The organism is Phocaeicola sp. RTP21359st1_B8_RTP21360_211022 (assembly GCF_040911965.1).
GTDB classification, from domain to species: domain Bacteria; phylum Bacteroidota; class Bacteroidia; order Bacteroidales; family Bacteroidaceae; genus Phocaeicola; species Phocaeicola vulgatus.
This window is the reverse complement of the sequence record NZ_JBDFXP010000033.1, coordinates 1-25,882: the sequence shown is the minus strand read 5'-3', so window position 1 is coordinate 25,882 and position 25,882 is coordinate 1. Positions and strand designations below refer to the sequence as shown.

Here is a 25,882-nt window from a genome sequence, read left to right as displayed (position 1 = left end):
AAATACGTACTTTTGCACCCGTTAAACAAAACAACGGGGTGTAGCTCAGCCCGGTTAGAGTACGCGTCTGGGGGGCGTGTGGTCGCTGGTTCGAATCCAGTCACCCCGACAAGCTGAGCATGAAGGAGTTTAGTGAAAACTAACTCCTTCTTTTTATTATACTACCCAACATTGATCTTACCTTACCGAAACCAATATTCGGGGCCCAGCGGAAATTTCGCATCATCAGATAAATAAAAGGGGCAGTTCTTATGTGTCTCTCTCGTATTCGTTATACAGAAATAACATTAATGAAAATATAACAAATAAAGCTGTTAAAGAACTCATCAACCAAAAACCTTTTTCATACCTTTGCTCTACAAATTTCATGAAGATGTCCGAACGCAAAATAATACATATCGATATGGATGCATTCTACGCATCGGTAGAACAGCGTGACAACCCCGAATTATGTGGAAAACCGCTTGCTGTGGGACACGCTGAAGAACGAGGTGTGGTAGCTGCTGCCAGTTACGAAGCCCGTCGTTACGGAGTACATTCCGCCATGTCATCACAAAAAGCCAAAAGACTTTGCCCAGAACTGATTTTTGTTCCAGGGCGAATGAATGTATATAAAGCTGTATCCCGGCAGATACACGATATCTTTCATACCTATACAGATATCATAGAGCCTCTGTCACTAGACGAAGCCTTTCTGGATGTAACTGAAAATAAAGCAGGCTTTTCACTTGCTATAGATATAGCCAAAGATATAAAAAAGCGTATCCGCAAAGAATTGGGATTGATAGCTTCAGCCGGGGTCTCTTATAACAAATTTCTAGCCAAAATAGCATCGGATTACCGCAAACCCGACGGATTATGTACAATACATCCCGACCAAGCATTGGATTTCATCGCCCATCTTCCCATCGAATCTTTTTGGGGAGTAGGTCCGGTCACAGCCCAAAAAATGCACGCATTAGGTATTCATAATGGTACCCAATTACAAGCCTGCACTTTAGAAATGCTTACCCGACAGTTTGGCAAAGCAGGTAATCTATATTACGATTTTGCACGAGGCATAGACCTCCGTCCTGTAGAACCCATAAGAATCCGTAAGTCCGTAGGATGCGAACATACATTGGAAAAAGACATTTCTCTTCATTCTTCCGCCATCATTGAACTATATCATGTAGTCACCGAATTGCTAGAAAGACTGAAACGCACTAATTTCAGTGGTAATACACTTACTTTAAAAATAAAATTCCATGACTTTAACCAAATAACCCGCAGCATCACTCAAGACAGTGAACTGACAAGCATGGATAAAATTCTTCCTTTAGCAAAAAAATTACTGAAAGAAATTGATTATGAAAGCCACCCCATCCGCCTTATCGGACTATCCGTATCTAATCCAAAAGAAGAAAAAGAAGAAATAAAAAAACAATGGGAACAACTTTCATTGGAATTTAAAGAGTGGGATGATTAAGGTACTGGATAAATGAATCAATATAAGATTCCATTGTTTCAAACCCTTTCACTCCATTCTTTAATTCTAATCCATAATATATTCCCGCCAGCAAACCTGTCAATGCTCCTACCGCATCACTTGACTTACCTGAGTTTATAGCCGAAAATACGCACTCCTTATAACTATTTCCTGCCATAAACCAATTGACCACTGACTCCACCGTATCTACAACAAAGCTTCCATTACAAAGATTTTGCCTGTTAACCTCCACACCACATCTCTGCTCAGCCTGCTGTAATGCCTGTCCTTTATCTTCATATTCCAACAGGCAACGAATAAACTCAATAAAAAACCAAGTATACTTAAAGCTATAACGACTATTATGAGTAATCTTAATAAAAGGAAAAATCTCCTCTTTAGATAAAGGCGAAAAAGCCAAAACACAACATCCCATCAAACTACGGTTGCCGCTATTAGAATCCGAAGACACTCCCCTGAAATTTTTCATGATTGCTTTTTGGGTTACCTGATCAATATCAAACTCAATGTTTTCTCCTGTATACTTTCTATTAAAATACCAATCTCTTAAATTCTGCTGATAAAGTTCCAAATTACAACGACTGTCCAAAGCACATAATAACATCGAAGTATTTCCTGAACATTTGTCTCCCCGAAGATAAGATTTTGTCCACATAGGTTTAAATGTCCCTTTTCCTTTTCCCCTGTAAGGCATTCCCAACCAATCTCCTAATATAAATCCCGTTAGTCCTGTTTTAATTCTTTTCATGGCATGTGTTTAATTACAAAGTACAAAAATAATAAAAAGAGAAACAAAACCTTGCCTTCCGCTGTTAAATTCATAATTAATGGGTATTGATAAGTATGTATGCTACAACTAATTTTGCCACCAACAGAAAATGTATTACCGGGTAATAAAGAAAGGAGAACAAATGAAAAGAATCGTATTACTCCGCCATGGAGAAAGTACTTGGAACAAAGACAACCGTTTTACAGGATGGACAGATGTAGATTTAACCGAAAAAGGTATCGCTGATGCCAACCAAGCAGGTATACTCTTAAAAGAAAAAGGATTTCATTTTGATAAAGCTTACACTTCTTTTTTAAAGCGTGCGGTCAAAACATTAAACTGTGTCCTAGATAAAATGGATCAAGACTGGATACCTGTAGAGAAAAGTTGGCGCCTAAATGAGAAACATTATGGCGCATTGCAAGGATTAAACAAAAGCGAAACAGCTTCTAAATACGGAGAAGAACAAGTCTTGATATGGCGCCGTAGTTTTAACGTAGCCCCCAATGCCCTACCGGAAGATGATCCGCGCAATCCGAAAACAGATACCCGTTATAAAGAAGTTCCTGACAAAGATCTTCCACGTACCGAATCTCTGAAAGAAACAGTAGAACGTATATTACCTTATTGGAAATGCATCATCTTCCCCAATCTAGCTACAGCAAACGAACTGCTGGTAGTAGCTCACGGAAACAGCCTCAGAGGAATTATTAAATATTTGAAACATATACCGGATGAGGAAATTGTAGGTCTTAATCTACCTACTGCTGTTCCGTATGTATTCGAGTTTGATAATGACCTGAATTTGAAGAAAGACTACTTTTTGGGAGATCCGGAAAAAATAAAAAAACTAATGGAAGCTGTAGCCGATCAAGGAAAAACCAACCCCGGTGGCAGGAAATAATTTTCCTGCGCTGTCCGAAACCTCCATCACAGAATGGAGAATACATCAAAATAGTGTTTTCAATAATGCATTCAAACGCAATCATACGCTTTTATACTAGAAAGAAAACACTATGGATAAAAAATTATTAATCAATTAAAGAAAAAAGAGTATGAGCAAAATAACAAATTTATTGGGTGACCAAGCAGCATTTTATTTAGAGCACACCTGTAGAACTATAGATAAATCATTAATCCATATCCCTTCTTCAAGCACCATTGATGATACTTGGATATCATCAGACCGCAATATTCGTACCCTGAGCAGTATTCAAACCCTGTTAGGACACGGGCGACTTGCAAATACAGGGTATGTATCTATTCTTCCTGTAGATCAAGGCATAGAACATACAGCAGGAGCCTCATTTGCCCCCAATCCACTTTACTTTGATCCGGAAAATATTGTAAAACTCGCTATTGAGGGGGGCTGTAATGCCATAGCCTCTACTTTCGGAGTATTAGGTTCCGTTGCCCGCAAATACGCCCACAAGATTCCTTTTATTGCCAAACTAAATCACAATGAATTATTGACTTATCCCAATTCTTACGACCAAGTGATGTTTGGTACTGTAAAAGAAGCCTGGAATATGGGAGCTGTAGCAGTAGGTGCCACTATCTATTTCGGTTCTGAACAGAGCCGCAGACAACTGGTTGAAATAGCGGAAGCTTTTGAATATGCCCACGAACTAGGCATGGCTACTATTTTATGGTGTTACTTACGTAACAATGCTTTTAAAAAAGACGGTGTAGATTATCATACAGCAGCCGATTTAACCGGACAAGCCAATCATTTGGGAGTTACTATCAAGGCAGATATTGTAAAACAGAAATTACCGGTCAATAACGGTGGTTTTACAGCCATTAAATTCGGAAAGACAAATGATAAAGTTTATACCGAACTGACTTCAGAACATCCTATCGACCTCTGTCGCTATCAAGTAGCCAATGGATACATGGGACGTGTAGGATTAATCAACTCTGGAGGTGAATCTCATGGCAGTTCTGATCTAAAAGACGCAGTAATAACAGCAATCGTCAATAAACGTGCCGGAGGTATGGGTCTCATAAGTGGACGTAAAGCCTTTCAAAAACCAATGAAAGACGGAATTGAATTGCTAAATACCATTCAAGATGTTTATTTGGATTCAAGCATCACTATAGCTTAACTTTCACTATATGTCCGGGCCGGGAACAAAACAACCACCTTTCCATGTTCCCGGCTTTTTTATACTCTCCGGCCTCCTTTTTTAAGTAGCAACCTTCAAGTATTAAGATAATATTCCTACCTTTGCAATCCGATACACATTATTATATTATATAAGGTATGATGCAAATAAAAGTAACGGCACCCGCTCAAATACATACAACTATCCAGCTCCCCTCTTCCAAGAGTATCAGCAACCGTGCATTGATAATCAATGCACTGGGAAATAGAATATTCCAACTTGAGAACCTATCTGACTGCGATGATACCCAAGTAATGATTCACGCCTTAAATGACGGCAAAAATACCATAGACATTATGGCAGCCGGAACAGCCATGCGCTTTCTTACTGCTTATTTGTCCGTCACTCCGGGAACACGGATCATCACTGGTACACAACGTATGCAACAACGTCCTATCCAGGTGTTGGTCAATGCTTTACGTGAGCTTGGAGCAGAAATTGAATACATAATCAATGACGGATATCCTCCTCTGCGTATCACCGGGCACAAACTGCAGAAAGATACCATCAGCCTGCCGGGTAATGTCAGTTCTCAATATATCTCAGCCTTATTGATGATTGCCCCTATACTAAGTAACGGACTGACCCTTACACTGACAGGAGAAATCATATCCCGCCCTTATATCAACCTTACCCTGCAGCTGATGAACGATTTTGGTGCTAGAGCCAAATGGCTCAATGAATATCAACTAAAAGTTGAGCCGCAACCCTACCAATCCATACCTTTCTACGTGGAAAGTGATTGGAGCGCAGCTTCATATTGGTATCAGATAGCCGCTCTTTCCAACAAAGCGGAAATCATCTTACCGGGATTATTCGAAACAAGCTATCAAGGAGACAGTAAAGTGGCTGAAATTTTCCAGTTACTAGGAATCGAAAGTATTTATGGAAATAAAACGGTAACATTGAAAAAGACCGATAAAATAACCGAACGGCTGGATTATGATTTCATCAACCAACCGGATTTGGCACAAACGTTTGTCGTCACTTGTGCGTTAATGAATATTCCCTTCCGCTTCTCAGGCTTACAAAGTTTGAAGATTAAAGAAACAGACCGTATGGCAGCCTTGATACAAGAAATGGGAAAGCTAGGATATATACTTCATGAAACAGATGATCGTATTCTGTCTTGGGAAGGTGAACGATGTGAAATGACCGCTGATGTTGCCATTGACACTTATGAGGACCACCGTATGGCTATGGCATTCGCTCCGGCTTGTGTAGTAATGCCCGAAATCCGGATTAACAATCCACAGGTCGTTTCAAAATCCTATCCTTACTATTGGGAAGATTTAAAGAAAGCTGGTTTTATAATAGAGGAGGTATAAAGTTATGCTCATACTTATTATTGGTCTGATTATTTTGGCAGGTATCGCCATGACAGTGGGAGTTTTACACAACCGCCAGATACAAAAAAAGATAGAAAGCGGAGAATTGAAGGCTGCTCCCGAAATAGTGGAAGCAGACGCTGAATGTTGTGGGCAACATGAAATTTGTGAAAAAGAAAGCCTGCTTGCCGCTGTCAGCAAAAAAATAGAATATTATGATGACGAGGAACTGGACCGCTTTCGCGGCCGTCCCTCAAATGGTTATAATGAAGAAGAAGTGGAAGAATTTCGGGAAATCATGTACACTTGTAAAGAAGATGAAGTAGCCGGATGGAGCCGTAGCCTGCAATTGCGTGGAATAGAACTGCCGGACGAGTTGAAAGACGAGCTTTTCCTGATTGTAGGTGAACGAAGATTCAAATAATCTGCCTACACCAAGCAAAGTCTCCATTTGAATAAAAACCACTGAAAAAAATATGGATATATTAGAACTTTTGCATTATACTTTCTTCCAACATGCCTTGCTAGGAAGCTTATTTGCCAGCATTGCCTGTGGTATTATCGGAACATACATTGTGACGCGCCGTTTGGTATTCATCAGTGGAGGAATTACCCACGCCTCTTTTGGAGGTATCGGCCTAGGATTATACGCAGGCATCTCTCCTCTATTATCTGCTGCAATCTTCTCCGTACTCTCTTCCTTTGGGGTAGAATGGTTAAGCAAACGGAAAGATATGCGCGAAGATTCCGCTATCGCCGTGTTTTGGACTTTCGGTATGGCAGTAGGTATTATCTTTAGCTTTCTAGCTCCAGGATTCACTCCCGATTTATCCGCCTTTCTGTTCGGCAACATTCTGACCATTACGCCCACAGATATTCTGTTACTTGCCATTCTTTCCGTGCTGCTGACACTATTCTTCACTTTATTTCTGAATCCTATCATTTGCATCGCTTTCGACCGGGAATTCGCCCGTTCCCAACGTATACCGGTAGCTTTATTTGAATATATTCTGATGATGTTCATCGCACTGACCATCGTATCATGCCTCCGCATGGTAGGTATAGTACTTGCCATTTCCCTGCTGACTTTACCGCAAATGACCGCCAATTTGTTTACCCATAGTTTCAAGAAAATTATCTGGTGGTCCGTCATCACCGGTTATGCAGGTTGTTTAGGTGGACTGTTCATTTCTTATAAATTACAAGTTCCTTCGGGTGCAGCAATAATCTTTTTTTCAATCCTCATCTATACTTTTTGCAAAATGGGGAAAAGCATGTACCTTTGCAAACAAAAGAAACTCAATCAAACCAATGGATATGGAAATTAAAATCAATTCTTTAGACTCTATCCACGAAGCTGCCAAACAATTCATCGCAGCTATGGGTGATAATACCGTTTTTGCTTTCTACGGAAAGATGGGAGCCGGTAAAACAACATTTATCAAAGCTGTATGCGAAGAGCTGGGGGTAACAGATGTCATCAACTCGCCAACTTTTGCCATTGTCAACGAATACCGTTCGGATGAAACCGGTGAACTTATTTACCATTTTGATTTCTATCGTATCAAGAAACTGGACGAAGTATACGACATGGGATATGAGGATTATTTCTATAGCGGTGCCCTCTGCTTCATCGAATGGCCGGAACTGGTAGAAGAACTTTTGCCTGGCAATGCTGTAAAAGTCGAGATTGAAGAATCTGAAGATGGAAGCCGCATCATGCACTTTGAAGCTGAATAAAAGAAAAATATTCACTGTAGGGACGAACAAAATCTGCCCCTACAGCCAAATTCATTAAATTATGGGAATGCATTATCTGATCCAAGCCATATTCGTATTGGTAGGACTATTGTCCGTTCTGGCAGCCTTATTTAATTGGGAGTGGTTCTTTACCGCACACAACACACAGTTCATTGTCAGTAATGCAGGGCGTCAGCGTGCACGACTTTTCTATGCTATATTAGGACTATTAATGATAGCTACAGGCATTTATTTCTTTTTGAATATACAAGGCATCGTATAAACACATAGTGAACAAAATCTGTGGATATTACATTCCCCTATCCACAGACATAAAACAAGTTTTTTAGGAAAGAGCAGGATTTCCACCCGCCCCCTGTTATAACAAAAATCCAAATCAATCTACAATTTCAGCCAACAGCCCCCTAGTTTCATCAAGATCAAATTCAGTAGGATCAAAATTATACCCCAACCATTCTTTATATTCACGCGCAGCTTTAGAGCGAGGCTTTTCTAAAGCTTTCAGCATTTTCCTATACCCCCATATGCCATTACAATCTTCTGGCGGACAAGCATTTTCACCATCCAACAAGGCTATAACCGGAATTTCCTCTTTCTTATAGGACTGGCAGGATTCTAATATAATTTCATGTATCCAACTATCACCGAAATCATATTCATACTTAATTTTTGATCCCTTACGACTTAATAATTCACCTAAAGAAAGCATACCGGAATCAAACTGTTTGGGTACACCCTCAAAAAAACAATCATCTGCCCGATCTTTGGGAGGAAGATAATAAGTGTTCCCCTTAATAAAACGATGCAAATGATAACCATCCCATCCCATTGCCACTTCTACCACCTCAGAAAATCTTTCCAAACAAATATTCGAAGGAACCTCCAATATGCGCCAGACTAATGGTTCAGAGTCTTTCAACTCTATTTTTATTCTAAATTTTTTAGCAGGCTGCTCCTCCATATAAAGCGGATCATCATAAATCTCCTCATCTTCTTCCTCGTCAGTAGCAACCTCGAAAACTTCAACTAGATAATCCTCTACCCGTTCCATTTCCAACCCATGCATTTCCGCATAAGGCATTTTTTTCTTTAGTTCATTAATACTTGGAATACCATAAGGTTTAATATGATAAGTCCGATAAATCTTTTGCAAAATAGGTAAAGTTTCTACCCCGCGAATATCCATCATGCAAGCTGTAACATGATCAAGCAGCAAAGTAGAACAAATATCATTCTTCTGCTCTTTCAGTACATCAAAATAGTAACTCAACAAATTACCAAACCAATCCATCACTTCCTCTCTTCTGTCAGGATGAGTTATCACAATATGAGCAACAGCTTCAATCACTCTATATTTAGACATAGGAAGCAGTCCGGGCTCTTTCATAAAGTCTATCAAAACATCTAATTGATTCTGTCCCAATTGATAGGTAATGGCAGACAACATTGTTTCATACAAATAACCGAAATAAAAATCATAAAAATCCAAATCTTGCCGCAGCACTTCCAAAACAATATCCAAACAATGTTCCATACGAAAATGCTCCATTATTCCTAATGCATACCACATTCTATATGAATAACATTTTTCGGGCATTTTCCGATATACGACAAAGATATTAAAGATAAAATTGCGGAGATCTCGTTCCAATGTTTCTTGTGGAATAACAGCACAAGAAGAGTAGATTTCAGCCGGTGACAGACTACTCATATCATCCATCGTCCACAAAGGCATCAGATAAGATGCGATCGGCTGCGCAATCAATCTATAATCGGGACACTGATGATGATAATAAATATGAGACAGTTCTTCATCTACCTGATTCGCTCCATCATTAAACAATTCAAATGCAATTTCTTGTTCTTCCGGGGTCAATAAAGACATGATATCCTCCAAAAGACCAGGTAGGAATTGGGAATTTTTCTTTTTAGCCATTAAGCAATGTTTTTATAGTTAAAATGAGCATGAGTGTTTTTACAAAGGTATTCTATTATTTTCTTTTACAAAAGAAATAAGAGAGCTAATAGTAGATACTACCTTGTTTTCAAGTATAAAAAAATGCGCATCCCCCACATAGAGATACGCATCTTTTATTTTATTATGAGACTTTCTTCTTAATCCACTTGTCCCAATGAATTCCCATATTCCATTTCCCCTTGGACTACAAAGAATACATCATCGGGGTCATAAGGCCCCATTCCGTCTTTCTTGGCTTCCTTGACTATGTAATTCACAATTTCATCTTGATCAATGTTAATGTATCCCTCTTCATCAGGTTGTACATCAAGGCATCCGCTGGAGGTATAGTAATCCACAATCACATCAAGGATATAATATAAATCATCCTCCGTGAATTTATCTTTCAAATCCTGAGGCAGATAATTTTTGATAAACTCTATAGTTTTTTGATCATCCTCATCTTCCAATAAGAAATCGTCTTCCATTCCCATAGTCGTATATATTAAAGGGGTGAATATTCTTTTTATTACAGTAAAGCTTTTATTTTTTCTTCCAGCTGAGCTTTGGTCACTGCACCTACAGTCTTATCTTTCACTTCACCGTCCTTGATAAAAAGAACAGTAGGAATGTTACGTACACCAAATTTACCGGTCAGTTCGTCGTTATCATCCACGTCGCACTTTCCAATTATTACCTGATCCTTATATTCTTCTGCCAAAGCTTCAACATCCGGAGCTATTTTTTTACAAGGACCACACCATGTTGCCCAAAAGTCCACTACTACAGGCTTGCCTGATGCCAGCAATTCTTCAAAATTGCTATCTTTAATTTCTAGTGCCATAATTATTATACTTAGTTATTTAAAATGTTAGCGCAAATATACTAATTAATTTTGTAAGAGAGCTGTGGTTGGCTCTTTAAATAAGTCATGATCTCTTTTTGAACTGAAATTTTCATAGTACGTGACATCAGATTGACATACATTTGTCCATCCTCATCCATCACATGAAAATAAAGCTCTGCATTACCGGGATGTGCCTTGATTAAGGCTGAAAACTCCGTTATCAGCTCTTCATCCAATGCAGACAAAGGAGCTGAAACTGTAAGTTTCTCAATAATCTTTTCCTTTACTTCCGGTAACAACTCAATAGTACTTATCTTCACCTCCCATTCTTCCTGCCGCCATTGTTTTGGCTGACATTTCCCTCGCATAAATAAAAACATACCGGTCATAAAAAAGTTCTTCTTCTCTACCCATTCATTACCGAAGAAAGCAAATTCTGCTGAGCCCGAATAATCTTCCACTTTAGCAATACCGTATGGTTTTCCCGTCTTGGTATACCCCTCACGCACTGCAGTCACAATCCCTCCCATGGTTAAGTCTCTGTTCTGCAAAGGGGTTAAATCGGCAAGTTCCGCCATGTGGACATTGCATACATTCTCTAATATAACAGCATACTCATCCAACGGATGGGCAGAAAGATAGATACCTACCAAATCACGTTCCTTATTCAAACGTTCCAAATCCCCCCATGCAGGAGACGGAATGATTTCGGGAGTAGCAATATCCACCTGATTCTCACCTCCAAACAAAGAATTTGCAGCCGCGGCTTTATCCATCTGATACTTATTCCCATAACGTACCAACACTTCGGTAAATGTTTCATCTTTAGCGTTCTTTACAAAGAAGTCTTCACGCTTTATTCCTGTGAAACTATCAAAAGCACCTGCCAAAGCCAAGTTTTCTATATTCTTACGATTGCAAGCCGAAAGATTTACACGCTGCACAAAATCGAAAATATCTTTATATTCTCCATTTCTCTCACGTTCTTCAAGGATAGACTGCACAGCACTTTCCCCCACTCCCTTAATGGCTCCCAGTCCAAAACGGATATCCCCTTTACGATTCACAGAAAACTTCAGATAACTTTCATTCACATCAGGTCCCTTGGTCATGATACCAGTCGCCTTACTCTCGTCCATCAATTTAGTAATTTCCGTGATATTCGAAATATTCCGGCTCATCGTAGCCGCCATATATTCCGCCGGATAGTTTGCTTTCAGAAAAGCTGTCTGATAAGCCACCCACGAATAACAAGTAGCATGAGATTTATTGAATGCATAAGAAGCGAACTTTTCCCAGTCCGTCCAAATCTTCTCAAGTACTTTGGGATCATGACCGTTCTTCCGTCCGCCTTCAATAAACTTAGGCTTCATATGGTCTAGTTTGTCCCTCAGTTTTTTACCCATTGCTTTACGCAAGGCATCGGATTCGCCACGAGTAAAATCCGCCAGCAAACGTGACAAAAGCATGACCTGCTCCTGATATACCGTAATACCATATGTATCTTTCAAATATTTCTCCATAATAGGAATATCATACTCAATAGGCTTACGGCCATGCTTACGGTCGATAAAGTCCGGAATGTAATCCATAGGTCCCGGACGATAAAGGGCATTCATCGCAATCAAATCCTCAAAAGTGCTAGGTTCCAATTCCCGCAAATATTTCTGCATACCGGCAGATTCGAACTGGAATGTACCAATCGTCCGTCCTTCACTATAAAGAGCATAAGTAGGAGGATCCGAAATGTCAACCTCGTCAATATCCAAGATAATCCCCTTACTATGCTTGATATTTTCAATCGCCTCTTTGATAATAGAAAGGGTCTTCAGACCCAAAAAGTCCATCTTGATCAATCCAGTATCTTCAATAACTGAACCTTCATACTGGGTCACCAGCATTTTTTCACCGGTTTCCTTATCATCTGCCGTACTTACAGGCACCCAGTCCGTTATATCATCTCGACATATAATAGTACCGCACGCATGCACACCTGTATTACGGACATTCCCCTCCAACATCTTTGCATACTTTATCGTATCACGCAAAATAGGATCGGGTGAGACTTCCGCTGCCTGTAGTTCGGGAACATAAGCTATGGCATTAGGCAAATTCATTTTTTTATCAGGAATCTTATCCGGAACCAACTTACACAAACGGTCGGACTCCGATAAAGGTAATTTCTGTACACGGGCTACATCCTTGATTGCCAGCTTGGTTGCCATCGTACCGTATGTAATGATATGCGCCACCTTTTCCTGACCATATTTTTCAGTTACCCAATTCAATACTCGTCCACGACCATCATCATCAAAATCCACATCAATATCAGGCAAAGAAATACGGTCGGGATTCAGGAAACGTTCGAACAGCAAATCGTATGCAATAGGGTCTATTTTAGTGATGCCCAAACAATATGCTACGGCAGAACCTGCCGCTGATCCACGTCCCGGTCCCACAGACACATCCAATTCTTCACGCGCGGCACGAATAAAATCCTGCACAATCAAGAAGTAACCGGGAAAACCCATCGTCTTCATAATATGAAGTTCGAATTTGATCCGTTCCTGCACTTCCTCACTCAATACTTCTCCATAACGCTTATGCGCACCTTCCAACGCTAATTTCTTCAGATAATCAGCTTCCAGTTTAATACGATAGAGTTTGTCATAGCCACCCAGTTTCTCTATTTTGGCTTTAGCGGCCTCCTCACTCATTACCACGTTACCGTTTTCATCTTGAGTGAACTCATCAAACAAGTCCTTTTCTGTATATTTCTTCCGATATCCCTCTTCTGTTCCAAAATCTTCAGGAATAGCAAAAGTAGGCATAATCGGTGCATGATCTATACTATAAAATTCCACCTGATCACAAATATCCACCGTATTTGAAAGAGCCTCGGGAACATCAGCGAAAACTTCATTCATCTCGGCACGTGTCTTCATCCACTCTTGCTTTGAATAGAGCATACGGTTAGGATCATCCAAATCCTTACCCGTACTCAGACAGATCAGCCTGTCGTGTGCTTCAGCATTCTCTTCATCTACAAAGTGAACGTCATTGGTACAAACCAGCTTGACATTGAATTTTTTAGAATACTCTATCAGCTTTTCGTTAGCAATTTGCTGCAATTTATAAGCTTCATGGTTCGCACGAGGAACCGTCGCTTTATGACGTTGCAATTCCAAATAGAAATCATCTCCGAATACACGTTTATACCATTGGATAGCTTCCTCAGCCTCTTCATATTTTCCAGCTATGATATTTCTAGGAACCTCTCCGGCAATACACGCAGTACAGACAATCAACCCTTCATGGTATTTTTCCAATTCCACACGGTCAGTACGCGGACGCATATAGAACCCTTCCGTCCATGCCTTTGATACTAATTTTATGAGGTTGTGGTATCCTTTTTCATTTTTAGCAAGCACAACCAAGTGATAACCACTTTGATCGGGTTTTCCTTCTTTGTTGAATAAACGACGGCGCGCCACATACATCTCACAACCGAAAATCGGTTTAAACAGTTTCTTCTTTGCCGTTTCCAATTTTTCCTTGCATGCCACAAGTTCCGTCTCGGGATTATCACATTCCACCATACCTTTTTCCAGTCCGGCTATTCTTTTCTTCAAATCCTTTATCTCACTGTTAGTACTGCTATTCTTCTTATTTACATAGTTGAAGAATTCCTTGATACCGAACATATCACCATGGTCTGTTACGGCTATACCTTTCATTCCATCAGCCATAGCCTTGTCTACCAAACGTGGAATAGACGCCTGGCCATCAAGGATGGAATACTGGGTATGGACATGTAAATGGACAAAATCCTGCATAATCGTTACTCTACTAAAAAATTGTCTAAAGATACTCTGCTTTCATAAAACCTGCAAAAAGATAAAGAAGAAGTTATCAACATTCGCTTTTTTTATCTTAAATGAAGTCGAAATAGGCATTTCTAACAACTTTTATTTGCAAGGTTTTCAAAATAAGTTTATTTTTGCACGATAATTGGTTTTATACAATCATGAACCGACTGAAGAAATTAAAGAAAATAAGACTACATAGAGAGGGAACAAGCATCTTGATTGTCAGTGCCATCCTGTTAATTGGTATCAATGCCCTATTGTTTTGGGGAATTGAGTGCAAAATTCCATTTTATATATTTGCCACCGCAAGTATCGTTGTTTACCTGTTAATGGTTAACTTTTTCCGTTGTCCCATTCGATTATTCGAGCACGACACTGAAAAAATCGTAGTAGCCCCGGCAGACGGAAGAATAGTAGTTATAGAAGAAGTAGATGAACATGAATATTTTCATGACCGCCGGTTAATGATTTCTATTTTTATGAGCATTGTCAATGTACATGCCAATTGGTATCCCGTAGACGGAGTAGTGAAACATGTAGACCATCATAACGGTAAATTTATGAAAGCATGGCTGCCTAAAGCCAGTACGGAAAATGAACGTTCTATGGTCGTTATTGAAACTCCTGAAGGACATACTGTCATGGCGCGCCAGATAGCAGGAGCAATAGCCCGTCGAATCGTGACCTATGCCGAAGTAGGAGAAGATTGCTATATTGATGAACACATGGGGTTTATTAAATTCGGTTCGCGTGTAGATGTTTATCTCCCACTAGGAACCGAAGTCTGTGTCAAGATGGGACAAGCGACTGTAGGTAACGAAACCGTCATTGCTAAACTAAAATAAGAAAATCACCAATGGCAAACTGTATCACACGCCACATTCCTAACGCGGTAACTTGCTGTAATTTATTCTCCGGCTGTATTGCCAGTGTCATGGCTTTTAACGAAAACTATACCTTGGCCATCTCTTTCATTATACTAGGCGCTGTATTTGATTTCTTTGATGGCATGTTGGCACGTTTGTTCAAAGTATCAGGGTCTTTAGGAAAAGAATTAGACTCGTTGGCCGATGACATCACTTTTGGGTTCGCTCCTTCCGCCATTGTCTTTTCTTTATTTAAAGAGGTACACTATCCTGATTTTCTATTGCCTGTTGCCGATTATATGCCTTATACAGCATTTCTTATTTCCGTATTTTCAGCTTTGCGTTTAGGCAAGTTCAATATTGACCCACGCCAGAGCAGTAGTTTCATCGGTATGCCCACTCCGGCTAATGCTTTATTTTGGGGGTCATTGACTGTAGGAGCACATTCTTTTCTTATATCCGATTCTTTTAATGCGGCATATCTTTTCATCTTGGTAGTTATTATGTCATTATTGCTGGTGGCAGAAATTCCAATGTTCTCATTAAAATTCAAGAGTCTTGCCTGGAAACAGAACAAAGTCAGCTATATTTTCCTCATTGTATGTATTCCCCTATTGGCTTTCTTCAAAATCAGCAGTTTTGCAGCTATCATCCTGTGGTATATCATTCTATCTCTTTTAACTAAAAAAAGAGCGTAAACAATAAACGTGGCACGCTTGTTGTACGTGGTATATAAAAAAAGAAATTACTATGTTTGGATTTTTAGGCTTTCTACTTATTATTTTTCTGCTGATTATTTTTATCGGCTTCACTATATTAGGCAACATTCTGCGTGTATTGTTCGGGATCGGCAAGCATCCCCCCTACCAGAATCGAACATCTACCCACCAAAAACAAAATACATATACCCAGACTCAAACGAATGACGAGAATGAAAACTTTGCAGAATTCTCTTCATCTTCTTCAAATAGACATTCTCATTCATCGGGAAACAGAAAAAAAATCTTTGATGACGATGAGGGAGAGTATGTAGATTATGAAGAGGTGAAATAAGAATTATCGTTTTTTCTTAAAGAAATCTTTCATCAATCGGGCACATTCATCAGCGAGTATTCCTTTCACCACGATCGTCTTTGGATGCAAGGCATCGGGGGCATATTTTTGATATCCCCTTTTGGGATCTTCAGCACCAAAGACAAGTTTTCCTGTCTGTGCCCAGGCTATGGCACCGGCACACATCACACACGGTTCCACAGTGACATACAAAGTACATTCATTCAGGTATTTCCCGCCCAAGGTATTAGCCGCAGCTGTGACAGCCTGCATTTCGGCATGAGCTGTAACATCATTCAATGTTTCTGTCAAATTATGCCCACGACCAATGATGCGGTCACGACAGACTACCACCGCCCCCACCGGAACTTCTCCTTGTTCAGCCGCTTTTACAGCCTCCATCAAGGCTTGTTTCATATAATAGGTATCATCTGCCATCTTATCTTCTCATATCATGTTCATTAAACAATGTAGGATAATCCTCTTCCATCTTCTGATGGATAAAAGTCAATACTGTTTCGCGTAACCAACGCGCCTTATTGGTTATCTTATACTTTTTAAGATAACAATCCACAATCCGTACCTCCTCTTCACTCATCAAACATACCATACGCTGCTTGCGTTTAGGGGTTGATGCCGGTACTTTTACTCTCTTTTTTACGTTGTTTGCCATATTCTCTGCAAAATTAGCTTTACTTCTGTAAATACAAAGCATAAAAAAGAGTATTTTTGTACAAAAAGAAACAGAATGGCAGAACACAACGAATTTGGCAAAGAGGGAGAAGAAGAGGCCGCTGCATATCTTATAGATAAAGGATATTCTATCCGCCACCGGAACTGGCATTGCGGAAAAAAAGAACTGGATATTGTCGCCGAATATCGGAACGAACTAATTGTTATAGAGGTAAAGACCCGCAAGAATACTAGATTCGGTAATCCGGAAGATGCAGTAACAGATAAGAAGATTCGCAGAATTATAGCTTCAACTGATGCATACTTGCGCAAGTTCTCAGTAGATTTACCTGTACGTTTTGATATCATCACCTTAGTGGGCGAAAAGACTCCTTTCACTATAGAGCATATTGAAGAAGCCTTTTATCCTCCGATTTGGTAAAAATATATATATTATATATGGACATAGAAACAATACGCGATTACTGTATCAGAAAGAAAGGAACAACAGAAGAATTCCCTTTTGACAATGTCACCTTAGTATTCAAAGTCATGGGGAAAATGTATGCCTGTATCGGATTGGACAACCCGGAATGGCTATCTTTAAAATGTGCACCCGAATATGCCTTGGAATTAAGAGAACATCATTCCGGCATTGAAGGAGCCTATCACTTCAATAAGAAATATTGGAACCAAGTATCCTTACAAGGTGACATTGACGACAAACTTATTTTATCACTGATAGACCACTCATACGAAGAGGTTATCAAAAAATTCACCCGTAAACTTAAAAAAGAATATGATGAGATCCCCTAACTGGTCAAGCAAAATCTTAAAAGAAGAAACCGTAACCTCAACAAATGACCGACTTGCAGAACTTTGCCAGGAAAAAGAAATCAAGGAATTCACCACGCTTATGGCAGAATATCAAACCGCCGGAAAAGGGCAGCGTGGAAATTCATGGGAATCAGAATATGGCAAGAATCTGACATTCAGCACTGTATTTTACCCCCAAACAATCGCTCCCGCCAGTCAGTTCATTTTATCTATGGCGGTAGCTTCTGCCATTTGTACCGCATTGGCCCATTATGTCCATGCAGATTGCCTGCAAATAAAATGGCCCAATGATATCTATTGGAAAGACAAAAAAATAGCCGGCATATTGATTGAAAATGATTTAACAGGAAGCCAAATTTCACAGAGCATTATTGGGATAGGGATCAATATTAACCAGGAAGAATTTCATTCATCTGCTCCCAACCCTGTTTCATTAAGACAAATTACTAAAAAGGAAACAGACAGAATGGAAGTTCTGAACAGCGTATTGGAACATATCATAGATCTCTATTCCCGGATAGAAAACAGAGAAACCGATATCATTACCAAAATTCAGGAATACTACCTGAAAGCACAATACCGCAAGGAAGGTTATCACCCCTATTGCGATGCAAAAGGAGAGTTTACTGCCAAACTGATCCGTGTGGAGCCCGACGGACATTTGATTCTGAAAGATAAAAACGGTTCTCTTAGAAAATATGCTTTCAAAGAAGTTAAATACCTCCTTTAGTTGTTCTTCTCTTCAGGAACCATCAACATTCCTCCAGTGGCATGACGTTCTGTCGATTGATACACAGATTCCCCCCTCATAATCGGTTGGGATAACGTATTCATGCTTCTGGCTGACCGGTTTATTCCTGTGATCAAGGAGATGGCCTTACCCAGCATGAATTCATCCGGATCACCCAATGGTAATAAAGCGTCTGTCGGATTCTGAGTCAAATCATACTCATTCCATTCTATATCCGGTTTAAAACCAGCACTGTAGTCATCATTCACCGCATTAGTCACTCTCAATGTGATAGGCCAATATATCCATTCATATTTATCATTCTTTTGCATCTCCATTCCTACATTTTTCCCTTCTGTCAATTCGCCAATAAGGGTAACATCCATAAATGGGTTGAGGCTGTTAATAACGACTTCCGAAGAAGAAGCCGTACTTTGGCTTGTCAATATATAAATTCGATTGGAATTAAGTTTCAAGTAACCTGCCGTTCCTTTCGTTTCCACACAAAAATCATTGGAATAGGATTGTCCCTTATTGTCAGAGAAAACAGCAAACACCTTTTTTCGAGAAGCTTCTGGAATGAGGAGTCCTGCGAGCATATTAGCAGAATTCTCATATCCACCTCCATTATAGCGCAAGTCCAGCACAAATTCATTCACACCTTGCGCCTGAAATCCGGCGAATATCTTCTTCATTTCCTCATCATAGGTACGATCCGAATATCCATTCGGTCCGGAAGTAAAATGATTATAAACCAAATACCCAATCTTCTTATCTCCCCGAGTATATACATTGTGATAGAACAAGGGATTGTCCTCCACGGCCCGGGAAGCTTCTATATCAATAGTTCTGACCTCTGTATCGCCACGTTTGACGAGCCATTGAGTCCTATCTCCATTTAATAAGATTCCATAATTATCGGAATTAATATTATTTTTTCCTTTAACACCCACGATCCAATCCCCTCTTTCCAAACCTGCACTTGATGCCGGACTATTAGGAAGAACATACAGAATACGGGCATAATAATATCCTAAAGGTTGATTACTATCGTTTACAACATTAAATAAAGTAAACTCCATACCATAAGTATCATCCGCATCAATGCTGGTACGTGCTTTATAATCTTTATTCTTCTCCATATAAGAATAATAATAAAGATGCTTTCCGTTTCTCGTCTTTCCATCTTTCAAACTGAGCATAGATCTAAAGAATGTTTGGGGATCAGCAGAGAAATCCAACTTATTTTGAGCAGGAATGTCGTTATTCCACAAATAATCACTGCGCATGACACTCTCTATCCACTCATTGACTTCCAACTCCGTGTTACCATTTCCCGGGTCATCTCCTTTAGCCGGAGTATCATCCGAACATGACATGCCTAACAGACATAACAATAAGCCCAACCAAATATGGATTTGAAAATTCTCTTTCATAATTCTCCTGTTTTGATCATTTTAATAACCGCAAATATATCTATATTCCAATGATATATCATCTTAAACAACAACTATTTTCAATTCAAATTTAAATTTTCATTGGTTATTTATGAGAAAGAGAGTACCTTTGTATCCATCTCTATCAATCTACACTCATGATTCAACTTAATAACGGAAACAAAAAAATACTTCAAATAGCCATCCCTTCTATCGTTTCAAACATTACAGTTCCTCTGTTGGGCTTGATTGATGTTACTATTGTAGGTCATTTGGGCTCTGCCGCCTACATCGGAGCGATAGCTGTAGGCGGAATGCTTTTCAACATCATCTACTGGATTTTCGGTTTTCTGCGTATGGGAACCAGCGGCATGACTTCACAAGCATACGGCAGGCACGACCTGAATGAAGTCACCCGGTTACTACTCCGTTCCGTCGGAGTAGGATTATTCATTGCATTTACTTTGCTAGCCTTGCAATATCCTATAGAAAGAACCGCCTTCACCTTTATCCAAACGACTGAAGAAGTAGAACATCTGGCGTCCCTCTATTTCTATATCTGTATTTGGGGAGCACCGGCTGTATTAGGGCTTTACAGTTTTGCCGGCTGGTATATCGGTATGCAAAATTCCCGTTTCCCCATGTATATAGCCATCACACAAAATATAGTGAACATTGCGGTCAGTCTTCTTCTTGTATATGGATTAGGAATGAAAATAGAAGGTGTCGCCATCGGAACGTTAACTGCACAATATGCCGGGCTAGTCATGGCATATTTGTTGTGGTTACGCTACTACAGCACCCTGCGGAAACGCATAGAATGGCATTCCTTCTTTGACAAACAGGCCATGTACCGTTTCTTCCAAGTAAACAGGGATATCTTTTTCCGTACCATCTGCCTGGTGGCGGTTACTGTCTTTTTCACCTCGGCTGGTGCGGCACAAGGAGAAGTGGTGTTGGCGGTCAATACATTACTTATGCAATTATTCACTTTATTCTCCTACATTATGGACGGCTTCGCATACGCCGGAGAAGCATTGGCAGGAAGATATATCGGAGCCAATAATCAGAAAGCACTCCACACGACGGTTCGCCAACTATTCGGCTGGGGAGTAGGATTATCGCTTGCTTTCACCTTATTATATAGTATAGGGGGACAATCCTTTCTCGGATTACTGACTGACGAAACAACTGTCATTCATGCTTCCGAAAGTTATTTTTATTGGGTACTTGCCATTCCTTTGGCAGGCTTCTCTGCTTTTTTGTTCGATGGAATATTCATCGGTGCGACAGCCACCCATCTGATGCTGAAAGCCATGATAGTAGCCTCTGTCAGTTTCTTTCTTATTTACTATGGTTTCCGGGGGGCAATGGGCAATCACGCTTTATGGATGGCATTCATTACCTATCTTCTACTTCGCGGAGTAATGCAAGGAGTCATGGGAAGAAATATTTTAGGATATAAAACAAGTAAAAAAGATTAATATTTTTATCTTTGCAAAAAACTAAAAGACAAACCAATATGGCAAGATTTAAAAGAATTCTACTGAAGCTGAGCGGCGAAAGCCTGATGGGCGAAAAGCAATATGGTATAGACGAAAAACGTCTGGGTGAATATGCGCAACAAATCAAGGAAATACACGACCTTGGCGTACAAATAGGTATTGTAATCGGTGGTGGAAACATCTTCCGGGGGCTGAGCGGAGCTTCCAAAGGTTTTGACCGTGTAAAAGGTGACCAAATGGGGATGTTGGCAACCGTTATCAACAGCTTGGGATTGAGTTCCGCATTGGGAGCGGCCGGAGTCAAGGCACGTGTATTGACAGCTATCCGCATGGAACCCATCGGTGAGTTTTACAACAAATGGAAAGCGATTGAAGCGATGGAAAACGGAGAAGTTGTGATTATGTCTGCCGGAACAGGCAATCCGTTTTTTACTACCGATACCGGGTCTTCACTGCGTGGTATCGAGATAGAAGCCGATGTGATGTTGAAAGGAACACGCGTGGACGGCATTTATACAGCTGATCCGGAAAAAGACCCCACTGCTACGAAATTTGACGATATCACCTACGATGAGGTATTGAAGCGCGGTTTGAAAGTAATGGATCTTACAGCAACCTGCATGTGCAAGGAAAACAACCTGCCCATTATCGTTTTCGACATGGACACAGTAGGTAACCTGAAAAAAGTAATGACCGGTGAAAATATAGGAACACTGGTACACAACTGATTATCTCATCAAGTTCATCCATTTGTCATTCCTTATTTCCTTCTAGATGACAGATGGGTGAACAGTTTTTCTCTGTCTTACCATTTTTTCCACAAATTCGTTCTTTATTGACACATATTCCTTAAAAAAGAGACTCAACCGATAGATTTTCCATCTAAATGAACAATTATTCATGGACTTATAGCGTTAATTAGCCTATTTTTACATCAGCAAAAAATGTAAATCATTCAAAGACTATAAAAACGACAGGAAATACCATGAAAAATTACTGTTACATCTGTTTATTGACTGCCTGCATGGCTCCCATGTCTCTCCAAGCCCAAAAAGCAATTCCGTACAGTGGAGAAGTATGTGTAGCCCCTCTCCCTACAGTCCCCACAACCCTTCCCGGCATATCTTCCGACTCGTATGCCCGGCGCTTTGCCGACTCTGAGATGCTCCGCTTTCCCAAAGCTTATCAGCTGGATCATGGCAAACGGCTCTTTTTCGGGTATTCACAAGGAGTAGGCTGTTGCGCCATGCTGGATATGTGGAAAAATACCGGTGACAAACGTTACTTTACGTATGTTGAGGAATGGGCGGATAGTTTGATTAACGAAAAAGGAGAAATCCACCTTTATGATATGTCAACTTACAACCTGGATTACATCAATTCAGGAAAAGTACTGTTCGACCTCTATAAAGAAACAGGCAAAGAAAAATACAAAGCAGCCATGGACTTACTGGTAGAACAACTCAAAAGACAACCACGTACGCTGGAAGGTGGCTTCTGGCATAAATTGATCTATCAACATCAGATGTGGCTGGACGGACTTTATATGGCTTCTCCTTTCCTAGCCCGCTATGGAGCGGAATTCAACCGTCCTGATCTGATTGATGAAGCGGTAAAACAATTCACACTTTGCCACAAACATACCTATTCACCGGAAACCGGATTATATCATCATGCCTGGGACGAGAGCAAATCCCAACGTTGGGCAAATCCGCAAGACGGTACTTCACCTAACTTCTGGGGACGCAGTATAGGCTGGTGGTTCATGGCCATGGTAGATGTACTGGACTATATTCCCGACAACCACCCCGGACGTGCCTCGCTTATCAGTTGGATTCAAGGTTTGGCAGAAAGCCTGCCCAACTATCAAAGAGACGGGCTATGGTATCAGGTAATAGACCAGCCCGAACGTGAAGGTAATTTTCCCGAAGCATCCGTAACCACCCAATGTATGTATGCTTATGCCAAAGCGGTGAACAAAGGATATATAGACGCCCGATACCGGAGCATCGCGGAAAAAGCCTTCAACGGATTAAAGAAAACATTGCTTCGCGAAAACCCCGACGGAACTCTGACGCTGACCCGTTGCTGTCAAGTAGGCGGACTGGGCGGCACTCCTTACCGCGACGGAAGCTTTGAATATTACATTGGCGAAAAGATGCGTGACAACGATGCCAAAGCTACCGGTCCTTTCATCATGGGTTGCCTGCAACTTGGCAAATAGAATCATATCGCATAAACAACAGAATTATCCATCTTTTTAAATTAGCTATATACAATGAAACACACCATTTATGCTCTGACAATGTTTGCATTGGCCGCTTGCACCTCTCCCCAAGAGGAAGCCATAGACCGCCATGCACTGGTAACGCGCAATAATCCGGAAGTAACTGCCATGGATTCATTATCCTCCCTGTCGGTAGGAAACGGAGAATTTGCCTACACGGTAGATGCTACAGGATTGCAGACTTTTCCCGAAGTCTATAAAAACGGAGTTCCACTGGGTACACAAAGCCAATGGGGATGGCACAGCTTCGGAAATCCCGAAAACTATAAACCGGAGGAAGCCTTGGTGGAGTATGACTTCGGCCACGGGCACAAAGAGCTATATGCCACCCAACCCAAAGAACCCGACAGAGCAAAGGAAGCATCCGACTGGTATCGTGTAAACCCACACCGCCTGCATCTGGGTATCATCGGACTCGAATTAGAAAATGAAGTACGTCCCTCGGATGTGCAAAACATACAGCAATCACTGGATATGTGGAACGGTATCATCAACAGCCGGTTCACTCTCAAAGAAACTCCCTACCACATTCAGACAGTCTGCCATCCGGAGCGTGACATGATTGCCGCACGCCTGTCGGCCCAACAACCTGCCGGCATCAAGTTTCACTTCCCCTATCCCACGGGCGGTCACTGTGACGATGCTTGTAATTGGGAGGCGAATGATAAACATAGCACGACCCTGGTCAGTGAAGACGCACAATCGGCCGTGTTAAAAAGAACACTCGACGCAACCACCTATTATGTAACAATCAGTTGGGAAGGCGCTGCGAAGCTGAGGGAAAAAAGTGCAAACTATTTCGTACTCACGCCAACGGACAGTGTATTTACATTCACCTGCCAATTCACACCGCAAGCGTCCGCTTCTCCCATCCTGACTTTTGCGGAAGTACAACAAGCCTCTTCCGGACACTGGCAAAATTACTGGACACAGGGAGCTGTCGCCGACTTCTCACAATGTACGGATGTCCGTGCCAAAGAATTGGAACGCCGGGTCGTATTAAGCCAATATCTGCTCGCCATCCAATGTGCCGGATCAACCCCGCCACAGGAAACCGGACTGACTTACAACTCCTGGTTCGGGAAATTCCATTTGGAAATGATCTGGTGGCATCAGGCACAATTCGCCTTATGGGGACATCCCGAATTACTGGACCGCACTTTATCCTGGTATGAAACCGTGGAACCCATAGCTCGCCAGATAGCGGAAAGACAAGGTTTCAAAGGCATACGCTGGATGAAAATGACTGATCCCAGCGGTACGGAAGCCCCCTCTAAAGTAGGCAGCTTCCTGATCTGGCAACAGCCTCATCTCATCTACCTGGCAGAATTGCTCTATCGGGCTAATCCATCGGAAGAACTGCTGAAAAAATACAATAGCCTGATACAGGAAACCGCCGAATTCATGTATTCATTCGCCACATACGAGGAAGAGCACGACCGTTATGTCTTGAAAGGCGCTATCCCCGCACAGGAAACGTTGCGCGCCGCCGAAACTGTCAATCCGCCTTTTGAACTTTCGTACTGGCATTTCGCCATGCAAGTTGCCCAAACATGGCGTGAACGTACAGGGATGGAACGTGTACCCGAATGGGATGTGCTGATAGAGAAATTATCTCCGCTGGCATACAACGACGAACAGCTGTATCTGGCAGCCGAGACCGCGGTGGATACCTATAAAGATATCCGTTTTACCTCAGACCACATGGCAGTGCTGGGCGCTGTCGGCATCCTGCCCATGAATCAGCTGATTCATGCCGGATATATGAAAAACACCCTGCACTGGATTTGGGATAACTGGAACTGGGACAAGACCTGGGGCTGGGATTATCCGATGACAGCCATGAATGCCGCCCGAATGGGTGAGCCCGAGAAGGCAGTCAGCGCATTATTGATGGACAAACGTACCAACACCTATCTGGTAAACGGTCACAATTACCAGGACGGGCGTCTGCGTATTTACCTGCCCGGCAACGGTGGATTACTGACCACAGTCGCCATGATGTGCGCCGGATGGGACGGATCGGAAGGAAACAATCCCGGATTTCCGAAAGATGGCAAATGGAATGTACGCTGGGAAGGGTTACAGCCGTTACCGTAAGAACAGGAGTTAGCAGTTATTATCATGAAAACGACATATTTACTTCTATGCCTATTGGGCATCGGTAGCGTTTCCGGCGCAGGACAAACCAAACAGCCACAAAAGATAGGTGATTTCATAGAATCCACTTCGTACAACGAACATCGCCGGAATGCCACCCGAAGCCTGCAATATACCCCTGACGGAGACGATTTTGTCTGCATCAACG

At 41.2% G+C, this 25,882-nt stretch carries 27 protein-coding genes and 1 tRNA gene; 20 read left to right on the top strand and 8 right to left on the bottom strand.

Going from position 1 to position 25,882, the window contains the following annotated elements:
• Window positions 1-34: 34 nt before the first annotated feature.
• Window positions 35-109: transfer RNA gene (locus AB5062_RS15980), tRNA-Pro, on the top strand.
• A gap of 264 nt (window positions 110-373) precedes the next feature.
• Window positions 374-1,468, top strand: coding sequence for a DNA polymerase IV (dinB, locus tag AB5062_RS15975; protein WP_080552590.1), 1,095 nt, complete (start codon window positions 374-376; stop codon window positions 1,466-1,468).
• Here the strand turns inward: dinB and AB5062_RS15970 are convergent.
• Complete coding sequence (locus AB5062_RS15970; RefSeq protein WP_005849081.1) at window positions 1,449-2,237, bottom strand: ADP-ribosylglycohydrolase family protein; 789 nt, start codon at window positions 2,235-2,237, stop codon at window positions 1,449-1,451. The two genes, dinB and AB5062_RS15970, sit on opposite strands and share 20 nt — an antisense overlap.
• 163 nt (window positions 2,238-2,400) lie before the next feature.
• Between AB5062_RS15970 and gpmA the strand changes: the two genes are divergently transcribed.
• From gpmA to AB5062_RS15935, 7 genes are all read left to right on the top strand, one after another.
• Window positions 2,401-3,162: a 2,3-diphosphoglycerate-dependent phosphoglycerate mutase gene (gene gpmA, locus AB5062_RS15965; protein ID WP_005849083.1), complete on the top strand. Its 762-nt coding sequence runs from the start codon at window positions 2,401-2,403 to the stop codon at window positions 3,160-3,162.
• 151 nt (window positions 3,163-3,313) lie between these two features.
• Window positions 3,314-4,366, top strand: coding sequence for a class I fructose-bisphosphate aldolase (locus tag AB5062_RS15960; protein ID WP_032946760.1), 1,053 nt, complete (start codon window positions 3,314-3,316; stop codon window positions 4,364-4,366).
• 158 nt (window positions 4,367-4,524) lie between these two features.
• Complete coding sequence (locus AB5062_RS15955) at window positions 4,525-5,754, top strand: 3-phosphoshikimate 1-carboxyvinyltransferase (RefSeq protein ID WP_171030725.1); 1,230 nt, start codon at window positions 4,525-4,527, stop codon at window positions 5,752-5,754.
• 4 nt (window positions 5,755-5,758) lie between these two features.
• On the top strand, window positions 5,759-6,178 hold the full coding sequence (locus AB5062_RS15950; protein WP_005839908.1) for a hypothetical protein: 420 nt from the start codon (window positions 5,759-5,761) through the stop codon (window positions 6,176-6,178).
• Between the two features lie 52 nt (window positions 6,179-6,230).
• Window positions 6,231-7,082 (top strand): metal ABC transporter permease, encoded by an 852-nt coding sequence (locus tag AB5062_RS15945; protein ID WP_005839906.1) that lies wholly within the window; start codon window positions 6,231-6,233, stop codon window positions 7,080-7,082.
• Window positions 7,066-7,494 carry a tRNA (adenosine(37)-N6)-threonylcarbamoyltransferase complex ATPase subunit type 1 TsaE gene (gene tsaE, locus AB5062_RS15940; RefSeq protein WP_005849089.1) on the top strand — a complete coding sequence of 143 codons (429 nt, stop codon included), beginning with the start codon at window positions 7,066-7,068 and terminating at the stop codon, window positions 7,492-7,494. Before AB5062_RS15945 ends, tsaE begins: the two co-directional genes overlap by 17 nt.
• Window positions 7,495-7,555: 61 nt before the next feature.
• Window positions 7,556-7,777 (top strand): immunity 17 family protein, encoded by a 222-nt coding sequence (locus AB5062_RS15935; protein ID WP_032946757.1) that lies wholly within the window; start codon window positions 7,556-7,558, stop codon window positions 7,775-7,777.
• Between the two features lie 114 nt (window positions 7,778-7,891).
• On the opposite strand, the gene AB5062_RS15930 is transcribed toward AB5062_RS15935, so the two are convergent.
• The 4 genes from AB5062_RS15930 to dnaE form a co-directional block, all read right to left on the bottom strand.
• Window positions 7,892-9,451, bottom strand: coding sequence for a plasmid pRiA4b ORF-3 family protein (locus tag AB5062_RS15930; protein WP_368326894.1), 1,560 nt, complete (start codon window positions 9,449-9,451; stop codon window positions 7,892-7,894).
• 179 nt (window positions 9,452-9,630) lie between these two features.
• Entirely contained in the window at window positions 9,631-9,966 is a 336-nt protein-coding gene (locus AB5062_RS15925; protein ID WP_005839898.1) for a hypothetical protein, read from the bottom strand.
• 35 nt (window positions 9,967-10,001) lie between these two features.
• Complete coding sequence (trxA, locus tag AB5062_RS15920; RefSeq protein ID WP_005839896.1) at window positions 10,002-10,316, bottom strand: thioredoxin; 315 nt, start codon at window positions 10,314-10,316, stop codon at window positions 10,002-10,004.
• Between the two features lie 41 nt (window positions 10,317-10,357).
• Entirely contained in the window at window positions 10,358-14,155 is a 3,798-nt protein-coding gene (gene dnaE, locus AB5062_RS15915) for a DNA polymerase III subunit alpha (RefSeq protein ID WP_368326895.1), read from the bottom strand.
• 191 nt (window positions 14,156-14,346) lie between these two features.
• Here dnaE and AB5062_RS15910 point away from each other — a divergent pair, with 191 nt between their 5' ends.
• Genes AB5062_RS15910 through AB5062_RS15900 form a run of 3 tightly spaced genes read left to right on the top strand, consistent with a single transcriptional unit; the run spans window position 14,347 to window position 16,107 of the window.
• The gene (locus tag AB5062_RS15910) at window positions 14,347-15,033 is read left to right on the top strand and encodes a phosphatidylserine decarboxylase family protein (protein ID WP_005849101.1); all 687 of its coding nucleotides are present in this window, start codon (window positions 14,347-14,349) and stop codon (window positions 15,031-15,033) included.
• 11 nt (window positions 15,034-15,044) lie between these two features.
• On the top strand, window positions 15,045-15,752 hold the full coding sequence (locus AB5062_RS15905) for a phosphatidylcholine/phosphatidylserine synthase (RefSeq protein WP_118292506.1): 708 nt from the start codon (window positions 15,045-15,047) through the stop codon (window positions 15,750-15,752).
• A 52-nt stretch (window positions 15,753-15,804) separates the two neighbouring features.
• Window positions 15,805-16,107 carry a DUF4834 family protein gene (locus tag AB5062_RS15900; RefSeq protein ID WP_016270938.1) on the top strand — a complete coding sequence of 101 codons (303 nt, stop codon included), beginning with the start codon at window positions 15,805-15,807 and terminating at the stop codon, window positions 16,105-16,107.
• Window positions 16,108-16,110: 3 nt separating this feature from the next.
• Here the strand turns inward: AB5062_RS15900 and AB5062_RS15895 are convergent, their stop codons facing one another.
• Both AB5062_RS15895 and AB5062_RS15890 read right to left on the bottom strand, forming a co-directional pair.
• Window positions 16,111-16,545 carry a nucleoside deaminase gene (locus AB5062_RS15895; protein ID WP_005839880.1) on the bottom strand — a complete coding sequence of 145 codons (435 nt, stop codon included), beginning with the start codon at window positions 16,543-16,545 and terminating at the stop codon, window positions 16,111-16,113.
• A 1-nt stretch (window position 16,546) separates the two neighbouring features.
• Window positions 16,547-16,780, bottom strand: a complete 234-nt coding sequence (locus tag AB5062_RS15890) for a hypothetical protein (protein ID WP_008674910.1) — start codon at window positions 16,778-16,780, stop codon at window positions 16,547-16,549.
• Window positions 16,781-16,855: 75 nt separating this feature from the next.
• Here AB5062_RS15890 and AB5062_RS15885 point away from each other — a divergent pair, with 75 nt between their 5' ends.
• Genes AB5062_RS15885 through AB5062_RS15875 form a run of 3 tightly spaced genes read left to right on the top strand, consistent with a single transcriptional unit; the run spans window position 16,856 to window position 18,346 of the window.
• On the top strand, window positions 16,856-17,221 hold the full coding sequence (locus tag AB5062_RS15885; protein ID WP_005839876.1) for a YraN family protein: 366 nt from the start codon (window positions 16,856-16,858) through the stop codon (window positions 17,219-17,221).
• A 17-nt stretch (window positions 17,222-17,238) separates the two neighbouring features.
• On the top strand, window positions 17,239-17,595 hold the full coding sequence (locus AB5062_RS15880) for an MmcQ/YjbR family DNA-binding protein (protein ID WP_005849107.1): 357 nt from the start codon (window positions 17,239-17,241) through the stop codon (window positions 17,593-17,595).
• Window positions 17,579-18,346: a biotin--[acetyl-CoA-carboxylase] ligase gene (locus tag AB5062_RS15875; RefSeq protein WP_005849109.1), complete on the top strand. Its 768-nt coding sequence runs from the start codon at window positions 17,579-17,581 to the stop codon at window positions 18,344-18,346. Before AB5062_RS15880 ends, AB5062_RS15875 begins: the two co-directional genes overlap by 17 nt.
• Here the strand turns inward: AB5062_RS15875 and AB5062_RS15870 are convergent.
• Window positions 18,343-19,782, bottom strand: coding sequence for a S41 family peptidase (locus AB5062_RS15870; protein WP_005849111.1), 1,440 nt, complete (start codon window positions 19,780-19,782; stop codon window positions 18,343-18,345). The two genes, AB5062_RS15875 and AB5062_RS15870, sit on opposite strands and share 4 nt — an antisense overlap.
• A gap of 158 nt (window positions 19,783-19,940) precedes the next feature.
• Between AB5062_RS15870 and AB5062_RS15865 the strand changes: the two genes are divergently transcribed.
• The 5 genes from AB5062_RS15865 to AB5062_RS15845 form a co-directional block, all read left to right on the top strand.
• Window positions 19,941-21,266 carry an MATE family efflux transporter gene (locus AB5062_RS15865; RefSeq protein WP_005849113.1) on the top strand — a complete coding sequence of 442 codons (1,326 nt, stop codon included), beginning with the start codon at window positions 19,941-19,943 and terminating at the stop codon, window positions 21,264-21,266.
• A 38-nt stretch (window positions 21,267-21,304) separates the two neighbouring features.
• The gene (pyrH, locus tag AB5062_RS15860) at window positions 21,305-22,015 is read left to right on the top strand and encodes a UMP kinase (protein ID WP_005839859.1); all 711 of its coding nucleotides are present in this window, start codon (window positions 21,305-21,307) and stop codon (window positions 22,013-22,015) included.
• Window positions 22,016-22,272: 257 nt separating this feature from the next.
• The gene (locus AB5062_RS15855) at window positions 22,273-23,511 is read left to right on the top strand and encodes a glycoside hydrolase family 105 protein (protein WP_032953739.1); all 1,239 of its coding nucleotides are present in this window, start codon (window positions 22,273-22,275) and stop codon (window positions 23,509-23,511) included.
• Window positions 23,512-23,565: 54 nt separating this feature from the next.
• On the top strand, window positions 23,566-25,674 hold the full coding sequence (locus tag AB5062_RS15850) for a glycoside hydrolase N-terminal domain-containing protein (RefSeq protein WP_032953740.1): 2,109 nt from the start codon (window positions 23,566-23,568) through the stop codon (window positions 25,672-25,674).
• A 24-nt stretch (window positions 25,675-25,698) separates the two neighbouring features.
• Window positions 25,699-25,882 (top strand): hypothetical protein (locus AB5062_RS15845; RefSeq protein ID WP_368331264.1); only part of this gene is annotated, 184 nt, incomplete at its 3' end.

Coding starts and splice junctions, on each gene's coding strand:
- tsaE (WP_005849089.1), top strand. CDS start 7,066: ATGGATATGGAAATTAAAATCAATTCTTTAGACTCTATCCACGAAGCT.
- AB5062_RS15930 (WP_368326894.1), bottom strand. CDS start 9,451: ATGGCTAAAAAGAAAAATTCCCAATTCCTACCTGGTCTTTTGGAGGAT.
- AB5062_RS15875 (WP_005849109.1), top strand. CDS start 17,579: ATGATGAGATCCCCTAACTGGTCAAGCAAAATCTTAAAAGAAGAAACC.
- AB5062_RS15945 (WP_005839906.1), top strand. CDS start 6,231: ATGGATATATTAGAACTTTTGCATTATACTTTCTTCCAACATGCCTTG.
- dnaE (WP_368326895.1), bottom strand. CDS start 14,155: ATGCAGGATTTTGTCCATTTACATGTCCATACCCAGTATTCCATCCTT.
- gpmA (WP_005849083.1), top strand. CDS start 2,401: ATGAAAAGAATCGTATTACTCCGCCATGGAGAAAGTACTTGGAACAAA.
- AB5062_RS15955 (WP_171030725.1), top strand. CDS start 4,525: ATGATGCAAATAAAAGTAACGGCACCCGCTCAAATACATACAACTATC.
- AB5062_RS15950 (WP_005839908.1), top strand. CDS start 5,759: ATGCTCATACTTATTATTGGTCTGATTATTTTGGCAGGTATCGCCATG.
- AB5062_RS15925 (WP_005839898.1), bottom strand. CDS start 9,966: ATGGGAATGGAAGACGATTTCTTATTGGAAGATGAGGATGATCAAAAA.
- AB5062_RS15895 (WP_005839880.1), bottom strand. CDS start 16,545: ATGGCAGATGATACCTATTATATGAAACAAGCCTTGATGGAGGCTGTA.
- AB5062_RS15905 (WP_118292506.1), top strand. CDS start 15,045: ATGGCAAACTGTATCACACGCCACATTCCTAACGCGGTAACTTGCTGT.
- AB5062_RS15865 (WP_005849113.1), top strand. CDS start 19,941: ATGATTCAACTTAATAACGGAAACAAAAAAATACTTCAAATAGCCATC.
- AB5062_RS15900 (WP_016270938.1), top strand. CDS start 15,805: ATGTTTGGATTTTTAGGCTTTCTACTTATTATTTTTCTGCTGATTATT.
- dinB (WP_080552590.1), top strand. CDS start 374: ATGTCCGAACGCAAAATAATACATATCGATATGGATGCATTCTACGCA.
- trxA (WP_005839896.1), bottom strand. CDS start 10,316: ATGGCACTAGAAATTAAAGATAGCAATTTTGAAGAATTGCTGGCATCA.
- AB5062_RS15855 (WP_032953739.1), top strand. CDS start 22,273: ATGAAAAATTACTGTTACATCTGTTTATTGACTGCCTGCATGGCTCCC.
- AB5062_RS15935 (WP_032946757.1), top strand. CDS start 7,556: ATGGGAATGCATTATCTGATCCAAGCCATATTCGTATTGGTAGGACTA.
- AB5062_RS15890 (WP_008674910.1), bottom strand. CDS start 16,780: ATGGCAAACAACGTAAAAAAGAGAGTAAAAGTACCGGCATCAACCCCT.
- AB5062_RS15885 (WP_005839876.1), top strand. CDS start 16,856: ATGGCAGAACACAACGAATTTGGCAAAGAGGGAGAAGAAGAGGCCGCT.
- AB5062_RS15880 (WP_005849107.1), top strand. CDS start 17,239: ATGGACATAGAAACAATACGCGATTACTGTATCAGAAAGAAAGGAACA.
- AB5062_RS15970 (WP_005849081.1), bottom strand. CDS start 2,237: ATGAAAAGAATTAAAACAGGACTAACGGGATTTATATTAGGAGATTGG.
- AB5062_RS15850 (WP_032953740.1), top strand. CDS start 23,566: ATGAAACACACCATTTATGCTCTGACAATGTTTGCATTGGCCGCTTGC.
- AB5062_RS15960 (WP_032946760.1), top strand. CDS start 3,314: ATGAGCAAAATAACAAATTTATTGGGTGACCAAGCAGCATTTTATTTA.
- AB5062_RS15870 (WP_005849111.1), bottom strand. CDS start 19,782: ATGAAAGAGAATTTTCAAATCCATATTTGGTTGGGCTTATTGTTATGT.
- AB5062_RS15910 (WP_005849101.1), top strand. CDS start 14,347: ATGAACCGACTGAAGAAATTAAAGAAAATAAGACTACATAGAGAGGGA.
- pyrH (WP_005839859.1), top strand. CDS start 21,305: ATGGCAAGATTTAAAAGAATTCTACTGAAGCTGAGCGGCGAAAGCCTG.